Raw genomic sequence first — 20991 nt, 5'->3', positions numbered from 1 at the left:
TATATAAAATAATTAATATTCAAAAACAATTAATTAAAATTTTTCATGCTGTGAAGTCTATGAATTCGACGCCACTGTAGCGATGCGTGCCCCGCTTACGGCCACGGTAGACTGCGGCTTGGGGCGTATCAGATATCCAGATTGGAAACCGCGAGCGCGTTCTGCTCGATAAATTCGCGCCGGGGCTCGACCTGGTCGCCCATCAGCGTGGTGAAGATATCGTCTGAACCGACCGCATCCTCGATCTGCACCTGGAGCAACCGGCGCGTTTCCGGATCGAGGGTCGTGTCCCAGAGTTGTTCCGGGTTCATCTCGCCCAGCCCCTTGTAACGCTGGATCTGCTGACCGCGGCGCGCCTCGTCCATGAGCCAGTTCAGCGCCTGTTTGAACGACGCGACCGATTCACGCCGGTCACCACGCTCAACATAGGCGCCCTCGCTCAGCAACCCGTCCAGTTGTTGCCCCAGCGTGGTCAGCTGACGGTATTCCGGGCTGCTGAAGAAATCCGGGGTGAGTGTCTGTTCGGTCGCGACGATGCCGTGCGTCCATTTACCGATGCGTACGGCAAAGGGTGCGTTGTCTGCGGCGTTGGCAGGCGCGTATTGATAGCGCTGGCCGCTGGTGAGCCCCGCGTTGCTGCGTTTTATCAGCTCGGCGAACCAGGCGTTGAGCCGTCCGCTGTCCTGCAGCGTGCCGGCATCGAGCACCGGCATATAGATCATCTTTTCCAGCAGTTCCGGATCGAGCCGGCGCGAGAGCCGGCGTATGGTGGCCATGACGGCCATGTAATCATTTGCCAGGCTTTCGAGTGCCGGTCCGCTCAAGGCGGGCGCAGCCGGATTGACATGCAGCTGTGCCTTGTTGATCGCACTCGACAACAGCATGGCATTCAGCGCGGCATCATCCTTAACATATTGTTCTTGCTTGCCTTTTTTGACTTTATAGAGTGGTGGCTGGGCGATATAGACATGCCCCCGTTCGATCAGTTCTGGCATCTGGCGATAGAAGAAGGTCAACAGCAGGGTACGGATATGCGAGCCGTCCACGTCCGCGTCCGTCATGATGATGATGCGGTGGTAGCGCAGCTTCTCGATGTTGAATTCCTCGCGACCGATACCGCAACCCAGTGCGGTGATGAGTGTGCCGACCTCGGCGGAAGACAGCATCTTGTCGAAGCGCGCCTTCTCCACGTTCAGGATCTTGCCCTTGAGCGGCAGGATGGCCTGGGTGCGGCGATCGCGGCCTTGCTTGGCGGAACCGCCGGCGGAATCACCCTCGACCAGGAACAGCTCGGAGAGCGCCGGATCGCGCTCCTGGCAATCGGCCAGCTTGCCCGGCAGGCCGGCGATGTCCAGGGCGCCCTTGCGTCGGGTCATTTCACGTGCCTTGCGTGCGGCCTCGCGTGCACGGGCCGCGTCGATGATCTTCCCGGTGATCGCCTTGGCCTCCGCCGGATTCTCCAGCAGATAATCGACGAAACGCTCTCCCACCAAGGATTCCACCGCACCCTTGACCTCGGAAGACACGAGCTTGTCCTTGGTCTGGGATGAAAACTTCGGGTCCGGTACCTTCACCGACAGTACCGCCGTCAGGCCTTCGCGCGCGTCATCACCGGTTGCCGTGACCTTGGCCTTGCGCATCATACCTTCCTTGTCCATGTACTGATTCAGGGTCCGGGTCAGCGCGCCACGGAATCCGGCCAGATGCGTGCCGCCATCACGCTGCGGGATATTGTTGGTGAAGCAGAAGATGTTCTCCTGGTAGGAATCGTTCCATTGCATCGCCAGCTCGACGCCGATACCGTCCTTCTCGCCGGAAAAATAGAACACCGTGGGGTGCAGCGGTGTCTTCTTGCGGTTGAGGTGCTCGACGAAGGCACGTATCCCGCCCTGGTATTCGAAGACATCCTCCTTGTCGGTGCGTTCATCCGACAGTCGGATACGGACGCCGGAGTTCAGGAACGAAAGCTCCCGCAGGCGTTTTGCCAGGATATCGTAGTGGAATTCGGTATTCGTGAAGATCGTGCGACTGGGCTTGAAACGGATCTCCGTACCCGTGCGATCCGTATCGCCGACCACCGCCAGCGGTGCCTGCGGCACGCCCAGCCGGTACTCCTGCGCATGCATGTGCCCGTTGCGGTTGATCGTGAGGCGCAGCTCCTCAGACAGTGCGTTGACCACCGAGACACCCACGCCGTGCAGGCCGCCGGATACCTTGTAGGAGTTGTCGTCAAACTTGCCGCCCGCGTGCAGCACGGTCATGATCACCTCGGCGGCGGACACGCCTTCCTCCGGATGCAGGTCGACCGGTATACCACGGCCGTTATCGCTCACGGTCGCCGAGTCGTCGGCATGCAGGGTCACCGAGATTTCCGTGCAATAACCGGCCAGCGCCTCGTCGATGGAATTATCCACCACCTCGAATACCATATGGTGCAGGCCCGTCCCGTCATCCGTGTCACCGATGTACATTCCCGGACGCTTGCGGACGGCATCGAGCCCTTTCAGCACCTTGATATTCGATGAATCATACGTATCTTTCATGTCCGGGACGGCTCCTTGAAATCAAGCGCGGCATTATAGCACTTCCTGTATCGACCCATGTTCCACGTGAAACCGTCGGAGATCTCCCCAGCCGCGGGTGTCGATGCGTTCACCTTCGATAGCGGTCACGAACACCTGGGCATCGAGTTCATGCAGGGCCTCGAGTACCCGCGCCTGGTTCGCCGGGTCCAGTTCGCTGGCGAGATCATCCAATAGAAAGGCACCTGCCGGACACTCCCGCTCCTGCTGCAGCCGGACCTGCGCCAGCATGAAGCCCACCAGGACGGCCTTTTGTTGACCTCGGGAACAGTGCGACATGACATCACGCCCGGCGATCAACAGTCGGAAATCGGCGCGATGCACACCGCTGTGGGTATATCCTGCCTCCCGATCCCGTTGCAGCTGTGCCTCGAGTGCTGCGGCCAGCGTCGAACCCGCCGGCCAGCCCGGGCTGTAGCGCAATTCCGGTATACCGTCCGGCATCAGCCGCTGCAGCTCCTGCGCCAGCAGGACGGAAAAGCGCTCGAGGTAGGCACGCCGTAGCCGTTCGAGTGCCAGCGCCGCCTCGACCAGCTCGCCGTCCCACACCGTAATGAGCGCCGGTCTGACCTGGCTGCGCAGCGCGGCGTTACGCTGCTTCAATATGCGCGTGTAGCGTTGCCATAGCTCGCGGTAGCCCTGTTCCACGTGAAACAAGGCCCAGTCGAGTACCTGCCGGCGGTACCGTGGCCCGCCAGTGAACAGGCTGGCGGTATCGCTGCTCAGCACCTGGACCGGGAAATAACCGGCCAGATCAGACAGGCGCCGGATCGGTTCGCCGGCGAGATGCACCTGCAAGGACGCGCTGCCCCGTTCGATACCCACCGGAACGGTTTGTCCACTGCTGCTCGTGATGCGGCCCACGAGTCGGAACGCCGCCTGACCATAGTGGATGGTTTGCCGGAAATCGCCCGTACGGAACGAGCGGATCCTGCCGAGGGTATAGATCGCCTCCAGCAGGCTGGTCTTGCCGGAGGCATTGCGGCCGCTGATCAGATTGAGGCCGGGCGAGAACCCCAGTCGTGCCGACGGGATATTGCGGAAACCCTGAATCTCGAGCGATTGCAGTCCGCGGTAGCGTGCATCCGCCAGCCCGGCGGACAGGGGTGGCTCGTACGTCAATGTCTTCTCTGCTGCCGCGCGTTACAACCGCATCGGCATGACGACGTAACGACAGTCTTCGGTACCCGGCTGGTTGATCAAGGCACTGCTGTTGGCGTCGTTCAGATGGATCTCGACATTATCGGAATCCAGCACATTCAGGACGTCCAGGATATAGGTCACGTTGAAACCGATCACGAGGTTATCGTGCTCGTAGCTTGCATCGATCTCCTCGACCGCCTCCTCTTGCTCAGGGTTATGTGCTTGTATTTTAAGATTATTTTTAGATATATCCAGGCGAATGCCCCGGTATTTCTCGTTGGAGAGGATGGAGGTCCGGGTCAGGGCCTGGCGCAGGAGATCGCGATTGACGATCAGCTGTTTGTCCGCCTGTTTGGGCAGCACGCGCTGGTAATCGGGGAAGCGCCCATCGATCAGCTTCGAGGTGAAGCGCAGGTCGTCTGTGGTGATGCGGATGTGGTTGGAGCCGAGCTCGAGCTGGATGCTGCTGTCGCTGTCCGCCAGCAGGCGATGCAGTTCCTGTACGCCCTTGCGCGGCACGATGACCTGTTGCGCCTCGCCCGCCCCGACATCCGCCGTCATCTGGCATAACGCAAGCCGGTGACCGTCGGTGGCAACGGCACGCAGGACCTTACCGTCGGGTTCCAGCATCAGGCCGTTGAGGTAGTAGCGGACATCCTGTTGCGCCATGGCGAAGGCGGTCCGCTCGATCAGTGCATGCAGTTCGTTTTGCGCCATCGTGAACTTGCGCGCGCTCTTGATTTTGTCGATCACGGGAAATTCGCCGGCCGGTAGCGTGGACAACGTGAAACGGCTCTTGCCGGAGCGTACCAGCGCGCGTTCGTTCTTCACCGATACATCCAGCTCCGCGCCTTCCGGCAGGGTCCGGCAGATATCGAGCAGCTTGCGCGCGGGCAGCGTGATGTCGCCGGCTTCGGTAACCGCTGTGTTGATCTGCGCCTGCAGTTCCACTTCCAGATCGGTTGCCGTCAGCCTGATGTTTTTCTTGCCTGCGTTCACCAGCACGTTGCCGAGTACCGGCAGTGTCTGGCGTCGTTCCACCACTCCGATGACCTGTTGGAGCGGTTTCAGGAAGGTTTCTCTCTGGATCGTGAATTTCATAGTTAAATATCTTTTAGGTAAATTCTTTACTACGGTGTTTGTTAGTGCAGCAAACACCTGTGAATAAGCTGTTTCGCGCCTTTTGCATCAGTTACCTGCAGCCTTGATAACCGCCCTTCCAAACTCCGGAAGCATTGTGGGATGGCTGTGGAAAAAACGGGTATAAAAAACGCCTGCATTGTTATCCACAGTTTGTTCAGGTTATGCGGTCAGTATTCTCAACAGGTTGTTATAGTCCTCGTTGATGCGGCTGTCGGTCGCACGCAGTTCCTGTACCTTGCGGCAGGCATGCAGCACCGTGGTGTGATCGCGCCCGCCGAAGGCCTCGCCGATTTCCGGCAGGCTGTGCGTGGTCAGTTCCTTTGCCAGTGCCATCGCGATCTGGCGCGGCCGCGTGATGGTGCGGCTGCGGCGTGCCGAAGACAGATCCGCCAGTCTGATCTTGTAATACTCCACGACCACCTTCTGGATATTGCTGATCGTGACCAGCTTGTCCTGCAGCGCCAGCAGATCGCGCAGGGCATCGCGGGTCAGGTCCAGGGTGATGGGCTGACCGGTGAAGCGCGCGCTGGCGATGACCCGGCGCAGCGCGCCTTCGAGTTCGCGGATGTTGGACTGGATGCGCTTGGCGATGAAGAAGGCGACATCAGACGGCAACTCGATGTTCACCTGGCTCGCCTTGCTCATGAGGATCGCCACCCGCGTTTCCAGTTCGGCCGGCTCGATCGCCGCCGTCAGGCCCCAGCCGAAGCGGGACTTGAGGCGGTCCTCCAGACCGTCGACCTCCTTCGGATAGCGGTCGCAGGTGAGGATGACCTGCTGCTGCCCTTCCAGTAAGGCATTGAAAGTATGGAAAAATTCTTCCTGTGAGCGTTCCTTGCGGGCGAAAAACTGGATATCGTCGATCAACAGCGCATCGACATTGCGGTAGAAGCGCTTGAATTCATTGATGGCATTGTGCTGCAGCGCCTGCACCATGTCCTGGACGAAACGCTCGGAGTGCAGGTAGACCACCCGTGCATCCGGCCGTTTTGCGAGGATCATGTTGCCGACCGCGTGCATCAGGTGGGTCTTGCCCAGTCCCACGCCGCCGTAGATGAACAGCGGATTATAGGCGCCGCCCGGGTTTTCCCCGACCTGGATGGAGGCGGCGCGCGCGAGCTGGTTGGACTTGCCGCCGACGAAGGACTCGAAGGTGAAGTCCGGATTCAGATTGCTCTTGTGCGCAACGGGCTCGGCCGGTGCCGGCGCTGCCGGTACGGCGGGCAGCGGCGGGTTGATGATGCTGTTGACCTTCTTGCTGCTGCCGATGTCGAGCTGCAGCCGGGTCTCGCTGCCCTGGCCGACCTCGTGCAGGGTCTGCGATATGGTGTCGAAATGATGTTTCCGGACCCAGTCGAGCACGAACTGGTTGGGTGCCAACAGGCGCAGATTCTCGCCGTTTTCAATGGCATGCAGGGGGCGGATCCAGGTGTTGAATTGTTGCTCCGGTAGCTCGTGTTCCAGTCGAACCAGGCATTTTTGCCAGAGCGTGACTTCCACCTCGTACCCCCCGTACGGTTGTCCAGCCGCGATGCAGGTGGGGGAGTCTATACCTGTCCCAACAAGTTATCCACACCCCTGCTCCAAGTGTCTGAACCGGATGGTAGTTGACAGGGTGGCCCGGGTGACAGTAACCTTTGCGCCCTTTCACGCCGCCTGGCCGGCGTGGTTATGCAACCATCGTGACGTGCCATGAAAAGAACCTATCAACCCAGCAACCTGAGGCGTAAGCGTACCCACGGCTTCCGGGCACGCATGAGCACCAAGAACGGCAGGCGTGTCATCAATGCCCGGCGCGCCAAGGGCCGGGCGCGGCTGTCCGTCTGATCGCCCTACCGTGTGCCCGCGAGCGCGCGGTTTTTCCAGACGGGTACGACTCACAGAACCGGCCGATTACCAGCGCGTCTTCAAGCAATGTCAGTACAAGGCGGCCAATCGCTGGCTGACCCTGCTGGCTACAGCGAACACGCTTGAACATCCACGCCTGGGACTGGCGATCTCGCGCAAGGTTGCCCGCCATGCCGTGACGCGCAACCGCATCAAGCGCGTGGTGCGGGAAAGCTTTCGGCACCGGCAGACCGAGCTCGGTGCCCTCGATATCGTCGTGCTCGGGCGCGACGACGTGGCGAGCCAGACCACCAGGACGCTGGCTACCGCATTGGACAGGCTCTGGACAAGGTTGATTCAAGCATGCGCTGGCTCATCATCAAACTGATCAGGGGATATCAGTATCTGCTCAGCCCCTGGCTCGGCAGCCATTGCCGCTTCTATCCCAGCTGTTCCAGTTACGCGCTGACCGCAATCGAGCACCACGGCGCACTGCGTGGCAGCGCGTTGGTACTGCGCCGCCTGCTGCGCTGCCATCCCTGGCACCCGGGTGGCATCGACCCGGTCCCGGACACGGAGCATCGTCACAGTCATGGATAACCAGCGTCTGTTTCTGTTCGTCGCGCTGTCCTTCGTCGTGCTGCTGCTGTGGCAGGCCTGGATGAAGGACTACGGTCCCGCTCCCGAACCGGCACCGGTCGCGGAACAGGCCGCACCGGCAGGCACCGCAGCACCGGGCGGCAAGGCTGACGACCTCCCGGCCGGCGCGCCGCACGAGGCTACCGCGGCTGCCGCCCTGCCCGAGGATGCGGGGCTGCTCAACAGCGATACGCAGGTCGTGGTGGAAACCGACATGTACCGCGCCGTCATCGACACCGCGGGCGGCGATCTGCGCCAGCTCGATCTGCTCGATTACGCGGCGACGACCAAGCCTGATTCACCGCCCTTCCGGCTGCTGAACGACACCCTGCCGAACCTGTTCATTCTGCAGTCCGGCCTGCGCAGCGCGGGCGGCGCGGAGCCGACCCATCATGCCGTGTACCGTGCGGCACAGGCGCAGTTCCGCATGGCCGCAGGCGCGGAGACCTTGGAAGTGCCGCTGGTCTGGGACAGCGGTGACGGCGTGACGGTGACCAAGCGCTACATCTTCCACCGCGGCCGGCATGTCGTCGATCTCGAGCACGAGGTGGTCAACAACAGTGCCGCCGAATGGAGCGGACGGCAGTACCGCCAGCTGCAGCGCACCGAGGTGGCGAAGACCGGACAGAACAGGTTCATCTATACCTATACCGGTGGCGTGATCTACAGCCCGGAAGAGAAATACGAAAAGATCAAGTTCGAGGAGATGCTGAAAAAGCCGCTCGACCGCACCATCACCGATGGCTGGGCCGCGATGCTGCAGCATTATTTCCTGGGCGCCCTCATCCCGGAGCGCGGCATACCCGAGCACTACTACACCAAGGCGCTGAGCAACGCGCGATATGTGATCGGTCTCGTCTCGCCCGACCGCACCCTCGCCCCGGGCGAGCGCGCGGTGTTCGGAACACAGCTGTTCCTCGGTCCGAAGCTGCAGGACGAGATGAAGCAGGTCGCGACCGGTCTCGAACTGACGGTCGACTACGGGCGTCTCACCTTCCTCGCACAGCCGCTGTTCTGGTTGCTGAAGGCCATACACGGGTTGGTGGGCAACTGGGGTTGGGCCATCGTGCTGCTCACCCTGATGATCAAGCTTGCCTTCTACAAGCTGTCCGAAACCAGCTACCGCTCGATGGCCAACATGCGCAAGCTGACGCCGCGCCTGCAATCGCTGAAGGAACGCTACGGCGATGACCGGCAGAAACTCAACCAGGCGATGATGGAGCTGTACAAGAAGGAAAAGATCAACCCGCTCGGCGGCTGCCTGCCGATCCTGGTACAGATCCCGGTGTTCATCTCGCTCTACTGGATGCTGCTGGAAGCGGTCGAGCTGCGCCAGGCCCCGTTCATGCTGTGGATCACGGATATGTCCGCGCCGGATCCCTATTACATCCTGCCGCTGCTGATGGGTGCGACCATGCTCATCCAGCAGAAGCTGAATCCGGCCCCCATGGATCCCATCCAGGCCAAGGTCATGATGGTGCTGCCGGTCGTGTTCACGGTGTTCTTCGCCTTCTTCCCGTCCGGTCTGGTGCTCTACTGGGTGGTCAACAACACCCTGTCCATTGCCCAGCAGTGGACCATCACCAAGCGCATCGAACGCGCAGGCAAGTAACCCGCCTCAGCCGTCACGGCCGAATCCCCCGCGATGCAGCGTGCCGTGCCGGATACCATCGCCGCCGTCGCCACCCCGCCCGGCGCCGGCGGCATCGGTATCGTGCGCATCTCCGGCGGCGGGGTCCCGGAGCTCGGCAGCCGGCTGCTCGGCGCCCTGCCGCCGGCACGCCGGGCGGTGCTGTGCGAATTCACCGCCGCGGACGGGACGCTGATCGATACCGGTCTGGCGCTGTATTTCGCGGCACCTGCCTCCTTCACCGGCGAGGCCGTACTGGAACTGCACGCGCATGGCGGGCCGGTGGTGCTCGATCTCCTGCTGGATCGCGTGCTCGGACTCGGCGCGCGCGCGGCGCGGCCCGGGGAATTTTCCGAGCGCGCCTTTCTCAACGGCAAGCTCGACCTGCTGCAGGCCGAGGCGATCGCCGACCTGATCGAGAGCGGCACCGCCCAGGCGGCGCGCGCCGCAGCGCGTTCGCTGCAGGGCGCCTTCTCGGAGCGGGTGCACGATCTCGTGGCGCAGCTGACGCGGCTGCGCATGCAGGTCGAGGCCGCCATCGATTTTCCTGACGAGGACATCGACTGGCTCACGGATGCCGCCCTGCAGCAGGATCTGGCGGGGCTGCGCGCGGCATTCGGCGACCTGCAGGACCGGGCGCAACAGGGCCGCCTGTTGCGGGACGGCCTGACCCTGGTCATCGCCGGGCAGCCGAATGCCGGGAAGTCCAGCCTGCTGAATGCCCTGTCCGGGCGTGACAGCGCCATCGTGACCGCGATACCCGGGACCACACGCGATCTGTTGCACGAGCAGATCCAGCTCGACGGCATGCCGCTGCACCTCGTCGATACCGCCGGTCTGCACGAGAGTACGGATCCGGTCGAACAGGCGGGCATGCAGCGTGCGCGGGATGCCCTCGCCGGCGCCGACCACGTCCTGCTGGTGCTGGATGACCAGGCCGGGTTCACACCGGCCGATGCCGCGATCCTCGCCGCGCTGCCGGCTGGCGTGCCGCACACCTGCATTCACAACAAGGTGGACCTGAGCGGTCGCGCGCCCGGCGCGTTCGCGCAGGACGGACAGCCGGCGCTGGCGCTGTCCCTGCATACGGGCGCCGGACTCGAGGACCTCCACGCGCATCTGCGCCGGGCCGCCGGATTCACCGGTACGGCGGCGGGCGAATTCAGTGCCCGCCGGCGTCATCTCGATGCGCTGGCACGCGCACGGGCGCATGTCGATGAAGGTATCCGCCAGCTCGAGCGCTACCACGCCGGCGAACTGCTCGCCGAGGAATTGCGCGCCGCCCAGGGGGCGCTCGGCGAAATCACCGGCGAAGTCAGCAGCGACGATCTGCTGGGGCTGATCTTCAGCAGCTTCTGCATCGGCAAATAGCCGTCCCGCCGGGGCCGGTCGGGCGGTGCCGTCAAAAATAGAGATCGCACGAAAATTCCGGTTGACCTTGGTCCGATCCGGCCGTAGAGTGCGGCATGTATCGACCAAGTTTAATTATCGGACTAATATTTTATAATACTAGAAAATATATATCAAATTGATAACACAAAGATTTATTGCGATTTCGGTGATGGTGATCGATGCCAGAACGCAGTCCGCCATACCACAGCACAGTTCCGGGGTTATTACCCTTAATAAAACATGTGTTTTCAACAGGCAATCCGGATCGGTGTGAACGGTAAATTTTTTACTCAAGAAACAAGCACCTCTCTAATTGGATGTTAATTCAAAATTCGGGAGTACTGTAATTATGCTGGCACAGACGACACGTCCTTCCTTGCGGGAGCGCAAATTCGCCCGGACCCGGCTGGCGCTGGCGGAGGCGGCCACACAGCATCTGGAGGTGGCATCGTTCGAGACCCTCTCGGTCAGGTCTCTCTGCGAGCGGGTGCAGATTTCCGAGGCAACCTTCTTCAATTACTTTCCACGCAAGGAAGACCTGATCGTCTACCTGGACCGGTTGTGGACGCTGGAGCTGAACTGGTACGGGCGGCAAGCCGCGCAGCAACAGAAGGGAACGGCGGTGATCGATGCACTGTTTCGCTATACCGCCATCCAGATCCAGAAGAAGCCCGGGCTCATGGGCGAGGTCATCGCGCACGAGGCGCGTGCGCGCGAGCGTACCCAGGGTATCGAGATCACCACGGCCGAGCGCCTGATGGCATTTTCCGACCTGGAGGGGATCGAGGATCTGCCGGACGACAGTCTCGAGGCACTGCTGCGCAACTCACTGCAGGCCGCGATCGACCAGGGCGAACTGCCGCCCAATACCGCGATCGCGGCGGCGATGGTTGCGCTGGTATCCATCTTTTATGGTGTACCGCTGGCGATGCAGCATGCCAATCCCGCCGCGATCGGTGCCATGTACCGGCAGCAACTCGCTTTGCTATGGGCGGGTCTGCGCGCGGTCGCGATCAAGTAACCCGGCACAGCGCGCCGGCAGCGCGTCAACGCATGGCGCGATGCAGCGCTTCCTGCCAGGCGGCCGCGAAGCGCGGCCACCACAGGGGTTGCGAATGTTTCCACCAGTCCTGCCAGGCGGTCTGCAGCCAGCGGCCGCTGCTGGCCGGCGCGGTTGCGAGAAACCGCGCGAACTGCTGTTTCATCCGGAGCGTGAGGGTGGGTTTGGCCAGCAGCTCGAGCAGGGTATGCTCGCGTTGCCGGGCGGACCACAGTTCTCCCTCGATGCGCCGTTCCAGCAGCTTCATGCGCTGGCGGAGCTGTTCGAGTTCGTCGTTGGCCGGCGCGGCTGTCTGCTGTGCCTGCGCGCGCGCGCGCTCCTGGATCCGGCGTTCCAGTTCCTCGATACGGCGCTGCAAGTGTTCCAGGTCGAGGGCACGGCGCCGTAGCGGCTTGTCCGTACTGCCCGGCTTGATTGGAAATACCCGGGGATTCTTGGGCGAAAGCTTGCCGCTGACAGACCGTTTCAGGACGGGCGCATCCGGCTCGGGCTTCCTGTCGGTCTCGTGTAACGGGCCAGGGTGCCGTGCTGCTTCGGCGTCCTCGTTACCTCTGAGCTCAAGAAGTCTCATTCACTTTCCCTTATGTAGTGAAATCCGGCGTATTCTAGCACAACATATTCCGATATATACTTATTCTGAACAATTAATAGACACGGTCGCCGTGCGCGGGGTGTGCATTGCCAGCTTTTTCCGGCGCGGCGTAGAATCCGGGCAGTTTCAATGCGGGGAACGGCGTGAGCGCAGGCACGACACACTATGACGTCATCGTGGTGGGTGGTGGTCATGCCGGCACCGAGGCGGCGCTGGCCGCTGCCAGGACGGGCGCCCGCACCCTGTTGCTGACCCACAATCTGGAAACGCTGGGTCAGATGAGCTGCAATCCGGCGATCGGCGGTATCGGCAAGAGTCACCTGGTGCGCGAGATCGACGCGCTGGGCGGGCTCATGGCCCGGGCCACGGATCAGGCCGGGATCCAGTTCCGCGTGCTCAATGCCAGCAAGGGGCCGGCGGTGCGTGCCACGCGCGCGCAGGCCGATCGCGTGCTGTACCGTCGTGCGGTGCGGCATGCCCTGGAACACCAGCCGGGGCTGCAGCTGTTGCAGCAGGCCGTGGAAGACCTGATGGTAACGGGTGGTCGTGTCACCGGGGTGGTCACCGCGGTGGGGCAGCGCCTGTACGCACGCAGCGTCGTGCTGACGGTCGGCACCTTCCTCGGCGGGCGCATCCATATCGGCCCCGCCAGTTATGCCGCCGGCCGGGCGGGCGATCCGCCGGCCAACGCCCTGGCACGGCGGCTGCGCGAGCTGCCGCTGCGGGTGGGGCGGCTCAAGACCGGCACGCCGCCACGCCTCGACGGGCGCAGCAGCGACTGCAGCCGGATGCAGGAACAGCCTGGCGACACGCCGGTGCCGGTCATGTCCCTGCTGGGCAGTGCCGACCTGCACCCGCGCCAGGTCAGTTGCCACATCACGCGCACCAACACCCGCACCCACGAAATCATCCGTGCCGGGCTGGACGGCTCGCCGCTGTACAGCGGCGCCATCGAAGGCACCGGTCCGCGCTACTGCCCGTCGATCGAGGACAAGGTCGTGCGTTTCGCCGAGCGCGACTCGCACCAGATCTTCATCGAGCCGGAAGGGCTGGACACGCATGAGGTGTATCCCAACGGCATCTCCACCAGCCTGGAGTTCGAGGTGCAGCAGGCGCTGGTGCATTCCATCGCCGGTCTCGAGCAGGCCCATATCACCCGTCCCGGCTACGCCATCGAATATGATTTCTTCGACCCGCGCGACCTGAAGGCCTCGCTGGAGACCAAGTCCATCGACGGGCTGTTCTTTGCCGGGCAGATCAACGGCACCACCGGCTACGAGGAGGCCGCCGCGCAGGGCCTGATCGCCGGTCTGAACGCCGCACGCATGGCGCACGGCGTTGCGCCGTGGACCCCGGGGCGCGACGAGGCCTATATCGGCGTGCTGATCGACGACCTCGTCACCCGCGGCACACGCGAACCGTATCGCATGTTCACCAGCCGCGCGGAATACCGGCTCGCACTGCGCCAGGACAATGCCGACCTGCGCCTCACCGCCACGGGGTACCGGCTGGGACTGGTGGATGCGGCGCGGTGGGCGGCGTTCTGCAACAAGCGTGACGCGATCGAGCGGGAACAGCAGCGCCTGGCTACCGTGCTGGTACGGCCCGACAGTCCGGCCGGCAGCGTCGTGGCCGGCCTGCTGGAGCGGCCGCTGGCACGGGAGCAGTTCGCTGCCGAGCTGTTGCGCCGTCCGGAACTCGATTATCACACGCTCACCGCCATCGCCGCGCTCGGGCCGCCGGTGGCAGACCCCGCAGTGGCCGAGCAGGTGGAAATCCAGGCGAAGTATGCGGGTTACCTGGCGCGCCAGGCCGGCGAGATCGACCGGCAGCGTCGCCACCTGGAACAAACATTGCCGGCGGAATTCGATTACAATGCGGTACGCGGCCTGTCCAGCGAGGTGTGTGAAAAACTGCTCGATGTGCGGCCGCAGACCATCGGCCAGGCCGCGCGCATCCCGGGTATCACGCCGGCGGCAATTGCGCTCTTGCTGGTCCACATCAAGAAGGGCGGACTGGAACGCAGGCGCGCGTAGCACTCATCGGGGTACCACGAAACGCTATGTATACCGGACTGTACAACCGCAACCGCAAGGGTAGAAACAACGGCTACGTTGATCCCGGTGAACTGCTGGAGGACGGTATCCTGGAGCTCGGCCTGGAAGAGCGCCTCGGCGGTGACGAGCTGCTGATGGAGTACGTCACCGAGCTGATGAACTGGAACCGCATCTACAATCTCACCTCGGTGCGCAAGCCGACCGATATCGTCACGCGCCATATCCTTGACAGCCTGTCGATGGTCGAGCATCTGCGCGGCGAGCGTATTCTGGATATCGGCACAGGCGCGGGCCTGCCGGGTATCCCGCTGGCCATCGCCTGTCCCGAACGCGAGTTCGTGCTGCTCGACAGCAGCAGCAAGAAACTGCGCTTCGTGCAGCAGACCCTGGGCATCCTCAACCTGGACAACGTCACGCTGGCCAATGCGCGTGTCGAGGACTACCAGCCCGATGCGCTGTTCGATACCACCATCTGCCGCGCCTTCTCCGATCTGCCCGATTACCACCGGCATGCCTCGCGCCTGTGCAAACCCGACGGTCTCATCCTGGCCATGAAGGGCGTCTACCCGATGACGGAGATCGAATGCCTGACTGCCGCCGGCGTGAGTGCGGATGTGCACGCACTGAAGGTGCCGGGGCTGGATGCCGAACGCCACGTGGTTACCATGCAGGCGGGCGCCGCTTCCCGGGAGTCCGCCTCATGAGTGCCAGGATACTCGCGGTTACCAACCAGAAGGGCGGTGTGGGCAAGACCACGACCAGCGTGAATTTCGCCGCGTCGCTCTCGGAAACCGGCCGGCGCGTGCTGCTCATCGACCTGGACGCCCAGGGCAACGCGACCATGGGCAGCGGTATCGACAAGCACGAGGTCATGCGCACCGGTTACGACGTCCTGCTCGGGCACAGCCATATCCGCAGCGCGATCGTGCATGCCGACCAGGCGGGTTACGACATGCTCCCCGGCAATGCCGACCTGACCGCGGCCGAGGTCGAACTGATGGCGCGGGATGACCGCGAACGGCGCCTGCGCGCGGCGCTGGCCTACGTGCAGGCCGATTACGACATCATCCTGATCGATTGTCCGCCGTCGCTCAATATGCTTACCGTCAACGCGCTGGCCGCCGCCCACGGTGTGCTGATTCCGATCCAGTGCGAGTACTATGCACTCGAGGGTTTGTCCGCGCTGCTCGACACCGTGGAGCAGGTACGCATGGCGGTCAATCCCGACCTCGCGATCGAGGGTTTGCTGCGTACCATGTTCGATGCGCGCAACAATCTGGCGATGGAGGTGTCCACGCAGCTGCAGCAGCATTTCGGCGACAAGGTCTATCGCACCATCATCCCGCGCAACGTGCGCCTGGCCGAGGCGCCCAGTCACGGACTGCCGGTGCTGCGCTACGACAAGAGCTCGCGCGGGGCCATCGCCTACCTGGCGCTGGCCGGCGAATACCTGCGCCGGCACGCGCCGATAGCCGCGGCACACGGGCTGCCCGAGGCGCTGGAGGAAACCGCGGACACTGCGGATACCGATACGGCGGAATATCAACAGACAGATTAGCGGCGGAATCTCACATGGCAGTCAAAAAACGCGGATTGGGTCGGGGACTGGATGCATTGCTGGGGTCGGGCATGCGTCCGGCCGCGCCGGCACCGGAGACACCCGCGCCGCCGGCACCGGCCGCCGCCGGACCCTGGCCGGTACAGGTGGCCCCGGCGCAGGCGGCTCCAGCCGCCGCTGCGCAAGCGATGCCGGCGGCGCCGGTCGACGGTGCGCTGTGCCAGCTGCCGGTCGACATCATCCGGCGCGGCAAGTACCAGCCGCGCATCGACATGCACAAGGAATCCCTGCAGGAACTCGCCGATTCCATCAGTGCCCAGGGTGTGCTGCAGCCGATCGTGGTGCGCAGGGTCGACGACGATGCCTACGAGATCATTGCGGGCGAGCGCCGCTGGCGCGCCGCGCAGCTGGCCGGGCTGCACGAGATCCCGGCCATCGTGCGCGAGGTGGAGGATCGTGCCGCGATCGCGATCGCGCTGATCGAGAACATCCAGCGCGAAAACCTCAATCCCATGGAGGAGGCCAAGTCGCTCAGCCGGCTGATCCGCGAGTTCGAGCTGACCCATGAACAGGCCGCCGAGGCGGTGGGGCGTTCGCGGGCCGCGGTGTCCAATCTGCTGCGTCTGCTCGACCTCGACGACGCGGTCAAGGCCATGGTCGAGCGCGGCGAGCTGGAGATGGGGCATGCGCGCGCATTGCTGGCGCTGGCCGGACACCTCCAGGTCGAGGCGGCGCGTCAGGTCATCGCCCGCGGCCTGAGCGTGCGTGCCACCGAGGGGCTGGTCAAGCACTATCAGCAACCGCGCCCGGTCAGGGCGCCGCCAGCGCGCAAGGATCCGGATATCCGGCAACTGGAGACGGACCTGTCGGACCGGCTCGGCGCGAGCGTGGCGATACGCCCGGGACGCGGCGGCAAGGGCAAGCTGGAGATCAGCTACAACAGCCTGGACGAGCTCGACGGGATTCTGGCGCACATTCGCTAGTCGAGGTTCCTGCGCGCCATGCGCGCCGGACTCGTTTTATTGACCCCTCCCATAGACCATCCTTATAATCCCGGGCTGCCTCGTGCCCGGTTTTTCTCTCGTGTGCGCCGCCCAGCCTGCTGGCGCGCGTGATCGGCCAGCTGGTGTCACGTAACTATATGAATAAAGGTTGGTAATTGTGGCCTTGGCGCGCGATCTCCGGAACCTGGCGGCGCTGCAGCTCGGGCTGGTCGCAATCACCTCGACACTGTTTTTCTTTCTGTACGGCGGATTCCAGGCGGGATCTGCCGGGTTTGGCGGCCTGGTGGCCGCGTGCAATGCCGGGCTGCTGCAGTGGCGCCGCGCGCGCGCGGATGCGGGCCGTGCGCTGAGCGCAGGGGAAAGCCTGCGGCTGCTCTACCGCAGCGCACTGGAGCGGTTCGTGGCGATCGCGTTGTTGTTCGCCCTCGGGCTCGGGTACTGGCGGCTGGATCCGCTGGCCGTGCTGACGGGATTTATGGCGGGCCAGCTGGCCCTCGTGTTCATGGGGATGAAGGGAAGATCTGCAAGCCATGTCGTCTGAAACACTGACATCGTCAGAGTACATCAAGCATCATCTGACCAACCTGACCTTCGGCAAATTTCCCGCGGGGCACGAACATGCCGGGCACTGGGGTTTCGCGCACAGCAGCCAGGACGCCGCGGCGATGGGGTTCTGGGCCATCAACGTCGACAGCATGCTGTTCTCCATCGGGCTCGGCGTGCTGTTCCTGTGGCTGTTCCGCACGGTGGCGAAACGCGCCAGCGTCGATACACCCGCCGGCTGGCAGAACTTCGTCGAATGGATCGTCGAGTTCATCGACGACAGCGTGCGCGGCTCGTTCTCCGGCCGCAACCCGCTGGTCGCGCCGCTCGCGCTGACCCTGTTCGTGTGGATCTTCCTGATGAACCTGATGGACCTGCTCGCCGTGGATCACGTCCCTTGGCTGGCCGGGCTGCTGGGTGTGGGCCATCTCAAGATCGTGCCTTCCACCGACCCCAACGTCACTTTCGGCCTGTCGCTGTCGGTGTTCGTGCTGGTGCTCTATTACAGCATCAAGGTCAAGGGCTTCGGCGGCTTTTTCGGCGAGCTGGCGTTCCAGCCGTTCCCGAAATGGATGTTCCCGATCAACCTGCTGCTGGAAGGCGTGACGCTGATTTCCAAGCCGATCTCGCTGGCGCTGCGACTCTTCGGCAACATGTACGCCGGCGAGATGATCTTCATCCTGATCGCGCTGATGTACGGCGGCGGCTTCGTGCTGGGCGGTTTCGGCGGGCTGCTGCAGCTCGGCTGGGCCATCTTCCACATCCTGATCATCACCCTGCAGGCGTTCATCTTCATGACACTGACCATCGTGTACCTGGACATGGCGCACCAGGAGCACCACTGATTTTGTATTGCAACAGTACCCAACTCTAGGAGAGCAACATGGAAAACGCATTACTCTATATCGCGGGTGGCCTGATGATGGGCCTCGGTGCGCTGGGCGCCGCGGTCGGCATCGGTATCCTCGGCGGCCGTTTCCTGGAAGGTGCCGCGCGTCAGCCGGAACTGATCCCGATGCTGCGCACCCAGTTTTTCATCGTCATGGGTCTGGTCGACGCGGTGCCGATGATCGCGGTCGGTCTGGCCATGTATGTCATGTTCGCCGTGGTGTCGTAAGGGCGTCAGCAGATATCGTTACCACACTGAGGTGCAAGCATGAATTTCAATGCGACACTGATCGGGCAGACCCTCACGTTCATCGTATTCGTGTGGTTCTGCATGAGGTTTGTCTGGCCGCCGATCATGAACGCGCTCGAGGAACGCCGCAGGAAGATCGCCGATGGCCTGGCCGCGGCCGAGCGCGGCAAGCACGAAAAGGAACTCGCCGAGGAGCGTGCGCGCGAGATCCTGCGTGACGCCAAGGCGCAGGCCGGCGAGATCATCAGCCGCGCCGACAAGCGCGCCGCCGAGATCATCGACGAGGCCAAGGACGACGCGCGTGCCGAGGGCAACCGTATCAAGACGGCTGCTGCGGCCGAGATCGAGCAGGAGGTCAACCGCGTCAAGGAGAGCCTGCGTGGGCAGGTCGTCTCCATCGCGCTGGCCGGTGCCGGCAAGGTGCTGGAGCGCGAGGTCAACGCGGGCACCCATGCCGAACTGCTCGAAAAACTGGCGGCGGAACTGTAGGCATAACCCATGGCCGAAACCCTCACCGTCGCACGCCCGTACGCGCACGCCGCATTCCTGCATGCCCGCGAGCAGGGCGCCCTGAAGGAGTGGTCCGGGATGCTGGAGCTGCTGTCCATGGTAGCGGCAGATCCCACCATGCAGCGGCTGATCGAGAATCCGCGCGTGACCGAAACGCAGCTGGCCGACCTGATCGTCGACATCGCCGGCGCCCGGCTGGACGGCAGCTGCGCCAACTTCGTGCGCGTGCTGGCCGACAATCGCCGGCTGGCGCTGCTGCCGGACATCGCCGCCCTGTTCGAGATCGAGCGCAGCAAGGCCGAAGGCCGCGTGCAGGCCGAACTGACCACCGCCTTTCCTGCCACCGATGCACAGCAGGCCAGCATCATCGAGGGCCTGCGCCGACGCCTCGGTCGCGAGATCGAACTGACCTGCAAGACCGATGCGAGCCTGCTGGGCGGCGCCATCATCCGTGCCGGCGACCTGGTGATAGACGGTTCCGTGCGCGGCAAGCTGGAGCGCCTGGGCACCGCGCTGAGCCACTGAATTGAAGGTTTATCCAAGGTAAACGACTATGCAACTCAATCCGACTGAAATCAGCGAGCTTATCAAGAGCCGCATCGAACAATTCCAGGCTGTCTCGGAGGCGCGTACCGAGGGCACGGTGGTCAGCCTGACCGACGGTATCGCGCGCATCCACGGCCTCGCCGACGTCATGCAGGGTGAGATGCTCGAGTTCCCGGGCAGCATCTTCGGCCTCGCGCTCAATCTCGAGCGCGACTCGGTCGGCGCGGTGATCCTGGGCGACTACAAGAGCATCACCGAGGGCGATAGCGTCAAGTGTACCGGCCGCATCCTCGAGGTGCCGGTCGGCGAGGCCCTGCTGGGTCGCGTGGTCGACTCGCTCGGCAACCCGATCGACGGCAAGGGGCCGATCGAATCGAGCCTGACCTCACCGATCGAGAAGATCGCGCCGGGCGTTATCGCGCGTCAGTCGGTGGACCAGCCGGTGCAGACCGGACTCAAGGCAATCGACTCGATGGTGCCGATCGGGCGCGGTCAGCGCGAGCTGATCATCGGCGACCGTCAGACCGGCAAGACCGCGGTGGCGATCGACGCCATCATCAACCAGAAGGGCACGGGCATCAAATGCATCTACGTTGCCATCGGCCAGAAGAATTCCTCCATCGCCACCGTGGTGCGCAAGCTGGAGGAATTCGGTGCGATGGAACACACCATCATCGTCGCTGCGGCCGCGGCCGAGTCCGCTGCCATGCAGTACATCGCGCCGTATTCCGGCTGCTCCATGGGCGAGTATTTCCGCGACCGTGGCGAGGATGCGCTGATCATCTACGATGATCTGACCAAGCAGGCCTGGGCCTATCGCCAGGTGTCGCTGCTGCTGCGCCGTCCGCCGGGGCGCGAGGCCTACCCCGGCGACGTGTTCTACCTGCATTCACGCCTGCTGGAGCGCGCCGCCCGCATCAATGCGCACGAGGTGGAGAAGCGCACCAACGGCGAGGTCAAGGGCAGGACCGGTTCGCTGACCGCGCTGCCGATCATCGAGACGCAGGCCGGTGACGTGTCCGCGTTTGTGCCGACCAACGTGATTTCCATTACCGACGGCCAGATCTTCCTGGAATCGGACCTGTTCAACGCCGGTATCCGCCCGGCCATCAACGCCGGCCTGTCGGTGTCGCGCGTGGGTGGCGCGGCGCAGACCAAGATCATCAAGAAGCTCGGCGGCGGCATTCGTCTCGCCCTGGCCCAGTACCGCGAGCTCGCGGCGTTTTCCCAGTTCGCCTCCGATCTCGACGAGGCCACCCGCAAGCAGCTGGAACGCGGTCAGCGCGTGACCGAGCTGATGAAGCAGAAGCAGTATTCGCCGCTGACCGTGGCCGAGATGGCGGTGTCGCTGTTCGCGGCCGATCAGGGTTACCTCGACGATGTCACGTTGAACAAGGTCGTCGACTTCGAACACGCGCTGCATGCCTACATGCGCGCCAGCCAGTCCGCGCTGATTGACAAGATCAACGCCAGTGGCGACTACAACGACGAGATCGCGGCCGCGCTCAAGTCCGCGGTGGAAGACTTCAAGGCAACCGGTACGTGGTAAACGATGGGGATTGCTGATACAGGAGCGCGTTGTCGGGCCGTTTCCGGCTTCCTGCCGCGCACGGCACTCGTACATCCG

General features: G+C 63.4%; 21 protein-coding genes. 16 read left to right on the top strand and 5 right to left on the bottom strand.

Annotation, left to right across the window (positions count from 1 at the left end):
- Nucleotides 1-128: 128 nt before the first annotated feature.
- From gyrB to dnaA, 4 genes are all read right to left on the bottom strand, one after another.
- Nucleotides 129-2543 (bottom strand): DNA topoisomerase (ATP-hydrolyzing) subunit B, encoded by a 2415-nt coding sequence (gene gyrB / locus R3F42_03890; GenBank protein MEZ5541166.1) that lies wholly within the window; start codon nucleotides 2541-2543, stop codon nucleotides 129-131.
- Between the two features lie 33 nt (nucleotides 2544-2576).
- Nucleotides 2577-3704 (bottom strand): DNA replication/repair protein RecF, encoded by a 1128-nt coding sequence (gene recF, locus R3F42_03885; protein ID MEZ5541165.1) that lies wholly within the window; start codon nucleotides 3702-3704, stop codon nucleotides 2577-2579.
- Between the two features lie 21 nt (nucleotides 3705-3725).
- Nucleotides 3726-4826 (bottom strand): DNA polymerase III subunit beta, encoded by a 1101-nt coding sequence (dnaN, locus tag R3F42_03880; GenBank protein ID MEZ5541164.1) that lies wholly within the window; start codon nucleotides 4824-4826, stop codon nucleotides 3726-3728.
- 201 nt (nucleotides 4827-5027) lie between these two features.
- The gene (gene dnaA, locus R3F42_03875) at nucleotides 5028-6368 is read right to left on the bottom strand and encodes a chromosomal replication initiator protein DnaA (protein ID MEZ5541163.1); all 1341 of its coding nucleotides are present in this window, start codon (nucleotides 6366-6368) and stop codon (nucleotides 5028-5030) included.
- Nucleotides 6369-6560: 192 nt separating this feature from the next.
- Between dnaA and rpmH the strand changes: the two genes are divergently transcribed.
- From rpmH to R3F42_03845, 6 genes are all read left to right on the top strand, one after another.
- Nucleotides 6561-6695, top strand: coding sequence for a 50S ribosomal protein L34 (gene rpmH / locus R3F42_03870; protein ID MEZ5541162.1), 135 nt, complete (start codon nucleotides 6561-6563; stop codon nucleotides 6693-6695).
- Nucleotides 6696-6705: 10 nt separating this feature from the next.
- Nucleotides 6706-7083: a ribonuclease P protein component gene (rnpA, locus tag R3F42_03865; protein ID MEZ5541161.1), complete on the top strand. Its 378-nt coding sequence runs from the start codon at nucleotides 6706-6708 to the stop codon at nucleotides 7081-7083.
- Nucleotides 7059-7295 (top strand): membrane protein insertion efficiency factor YidD, encoded by a 237-nt coding sequence (gene yidD, locus R3F42_03860; protein ID MEZ5541160.1) that lies wholly within the window; start codon nucleotides 7059-7061, stop codon nucleotides 7293-7295. The genes rnpA and yidD overlap by 25 nt, the downstream gene beginning before the upstream one ends.
- The gene (gene yidC / locus R3F42_03855; protein ID MEZ5541159.1) at nucleotides 7288-8946 is read left to right on the top strand and encodes a membrane protein insertase YidC; all 1659 of its coding nucleotides are present in this window, start codon (nucleotides 7288-7290) and stop codon (nucleotides 8944-8946) included. Before yidD ends, yidC begins: the two co-directional genes overlap by 8 nt.
- 33 nt (nucleotides 8947-8979) lie before the next feature.
- Nucleotides 8980-10335, top strand: a complete 1356-nt coding sequence (gene mnmE, locus R3F42_03850) for a tRNA uridine-5-carboxymethylaminomethyl(34) synthesis GTPase MnmE (protein MEZ5541158.1) — start codon at nucleotides 8980-8982, stop codon at nucleotides 10333-10335.
- A gap of 370 nt (nucleotides 10336-10705) precedes the next feature.
- Nucleotides 10706-11377 (top strand): TetR/AcrR family transcriptional regulator, encoded by a 672-nt coding sequence (locus R3F42_03845; protein ID MEZ5541157.1) that lies wholly within the window; start codon nucleotides 10706-10708, stop codon nucleotides 11375-11377.
- 25 nt (nucleotides 11378-11402) lie between these two features.
- Here R3F42_03845 and R3F42_03840 read toward each other — a convergent pair whose 3' ends face one another.
- Nucleotides 11403-11987: a hypothetical protein gene (locus tag R3F42_03840; GenBank protein ID MEZ5541156.1), complete on the bottom strand. Its 585-nt coding sequence runs from the start codon at nucleotides 11985-11987 to the stop codon at nucleotides 11403-11405.
- A gap of 164 nt (nucleotides 11988-12151) precedes the next feature.
- On the opposite strand from R3F42_03840, the gene mnmG reads away from it, so the two are divergent.
- From mnmG to atpA, 10 genes are all read left to right on the top strand, one after another.
- On the top strand, nucleotides 12152-14044 hold the full coding sequence (gene mnmG, locus R3F42_03835) for a tRNA uridine-5-carboxymethylaminomethyl(34) synthesis enzyme MnmG (GenBank protein MEZ5541155.1): 1893 nt from the start codon (nucleotides 12152-12154) through the stop codon (nucleotides 14042-14044).
- Between the two features lie 26 nt (nucleotides 14045-14070).
- Nucleotides 14071-14769, top strand: a complete 699-nt coding sequence (gene rsmG / locus R3F42_03830; protein MEZ5541154.1) for a 16S rRNA (guanine(527)-N(7))-methyltransferase RsmG — start codon at nucleotides 14071-14073, stop codon at nucleotides 14767-14769.
- Nucleotides 14766-15623 (top strand): AAA family ATPase, encoded by an 858-nt coding sequence (locus R3F42_03825; GenBank protein MEZ5541153.1) that lies wholly within the window; start codon nucleotides 14766-14768, stop codon nucleotides 15621-15623. Before rsmG ends, R3F42_03825 begins: the two co-directional genes overlap by 4 nt.
- 14 nt (nucleotides 15624-15637) lie before the next feature.
- Nucleotides 15638-16606, top strand: a complete 969-nt coding sequence (locus tag R3F42_03820; GenBank protein MEZ5541152.1) for a ParB/RepB/Spo0J family partition protein — start codon at nucleotides 15638-15640, stop codon at nucleotides 16604-16606.
- 178 nt (nucleotides 16607-16784) lie between these two features.
- Nucleotides 16785-17168 carry an ATP synthase subunit I gene (locus tag R3F42_03815; protein ID MEZ5541151.1) on the top strand — a complete coding sequence of 128 codons (384 nt, stop codon included), beginning with the start codon at nucleotides 16785-16787 and terminating at the stop codon, nucleotides 17166-17168.
- Nucleotides 17158-18015 carry a F0F1 ATP synthase subunit A gene (gene atpB, locus R3F42_03810; protein ID MEZ5541150.1) on the top strand — a complete coding sequence of 286 codons (858 nt, stop codon included), beginning with the start codon at nucleotides 17158-17160 and terminating at the stop codon, nucleotides 18013-18015. The genes R3F42_03815 and atpB overlap by 11 nt, the downstream gene beginning before the upstream one ends.
- A gap of 38 nt (nucleotides 18016-18053) precedes the next feature.
- Nucleotides 18054-18287: a F0F1 ATP synthase subunit C gene (gene atpE / locus R3F42_03805; protein MEZ5541149.1), complete on the top strand. Its 234-nt coding sequence runs from the start codon at nucleotides 18054-18056 to the stop codon at nucleotides 18285-18287.
- Between the two features lie 39 nt (nucleotides 18288-18326).
- Complete coding sequence (locus tag R3F42_03800; GenBank protein MEZ5541148.1) at nucleotides 18327-18797, top strand: F0F1 ATP synthase subunit B; 471 nt, start codon at nucleotides 18327-18329, stop codon at nucleotides 18795-18797.
- Between the two features lie 9 nt (nucleotides 18798-18806).
- On the top strand, nucleotides 18807-19343 hold the full coding sequence (locus tag R3F42_03795; GenBank protein ID MEZ5541147.1) for a F0F1 ATP synthase subunit delta: 537 nt from the start codon (nucleotides 18807-18809) through the stop codon (nucleotides 19341-19343).
- Between the two features lie 28 nt (nucleotides 19344-19371).
- The gene (gene atpA / locus R3F42_03790; protein MEZ5541146.1) at nucleotides 19372-20913 is read left to right on the top strand and encodes a F0F1 ATP synthase subunit alpha; all 1542 of its coding nucleotides are present in this window, start codon (nucleotides 19372-19374) and stop codon (nucleotides 20911-20913) included.
- The last annotated feature ends 78 nt before the right edge of the window (nucleotides 20914-20991 follow it).

The sequence above is a fragment of the Pseudomonadota bacterium genome, assembly GCA_041395565.1.
Taxonomy (GTDB): Bacteria; Pseudomonadota; Gammaproteobacteria; order UBA9214; family UBA9214; genus UBA9214.
Note: the sequence above shows the minus strand (reverse complement) of the source record. Positions and strands in the feature narration are given on the sequence as shown.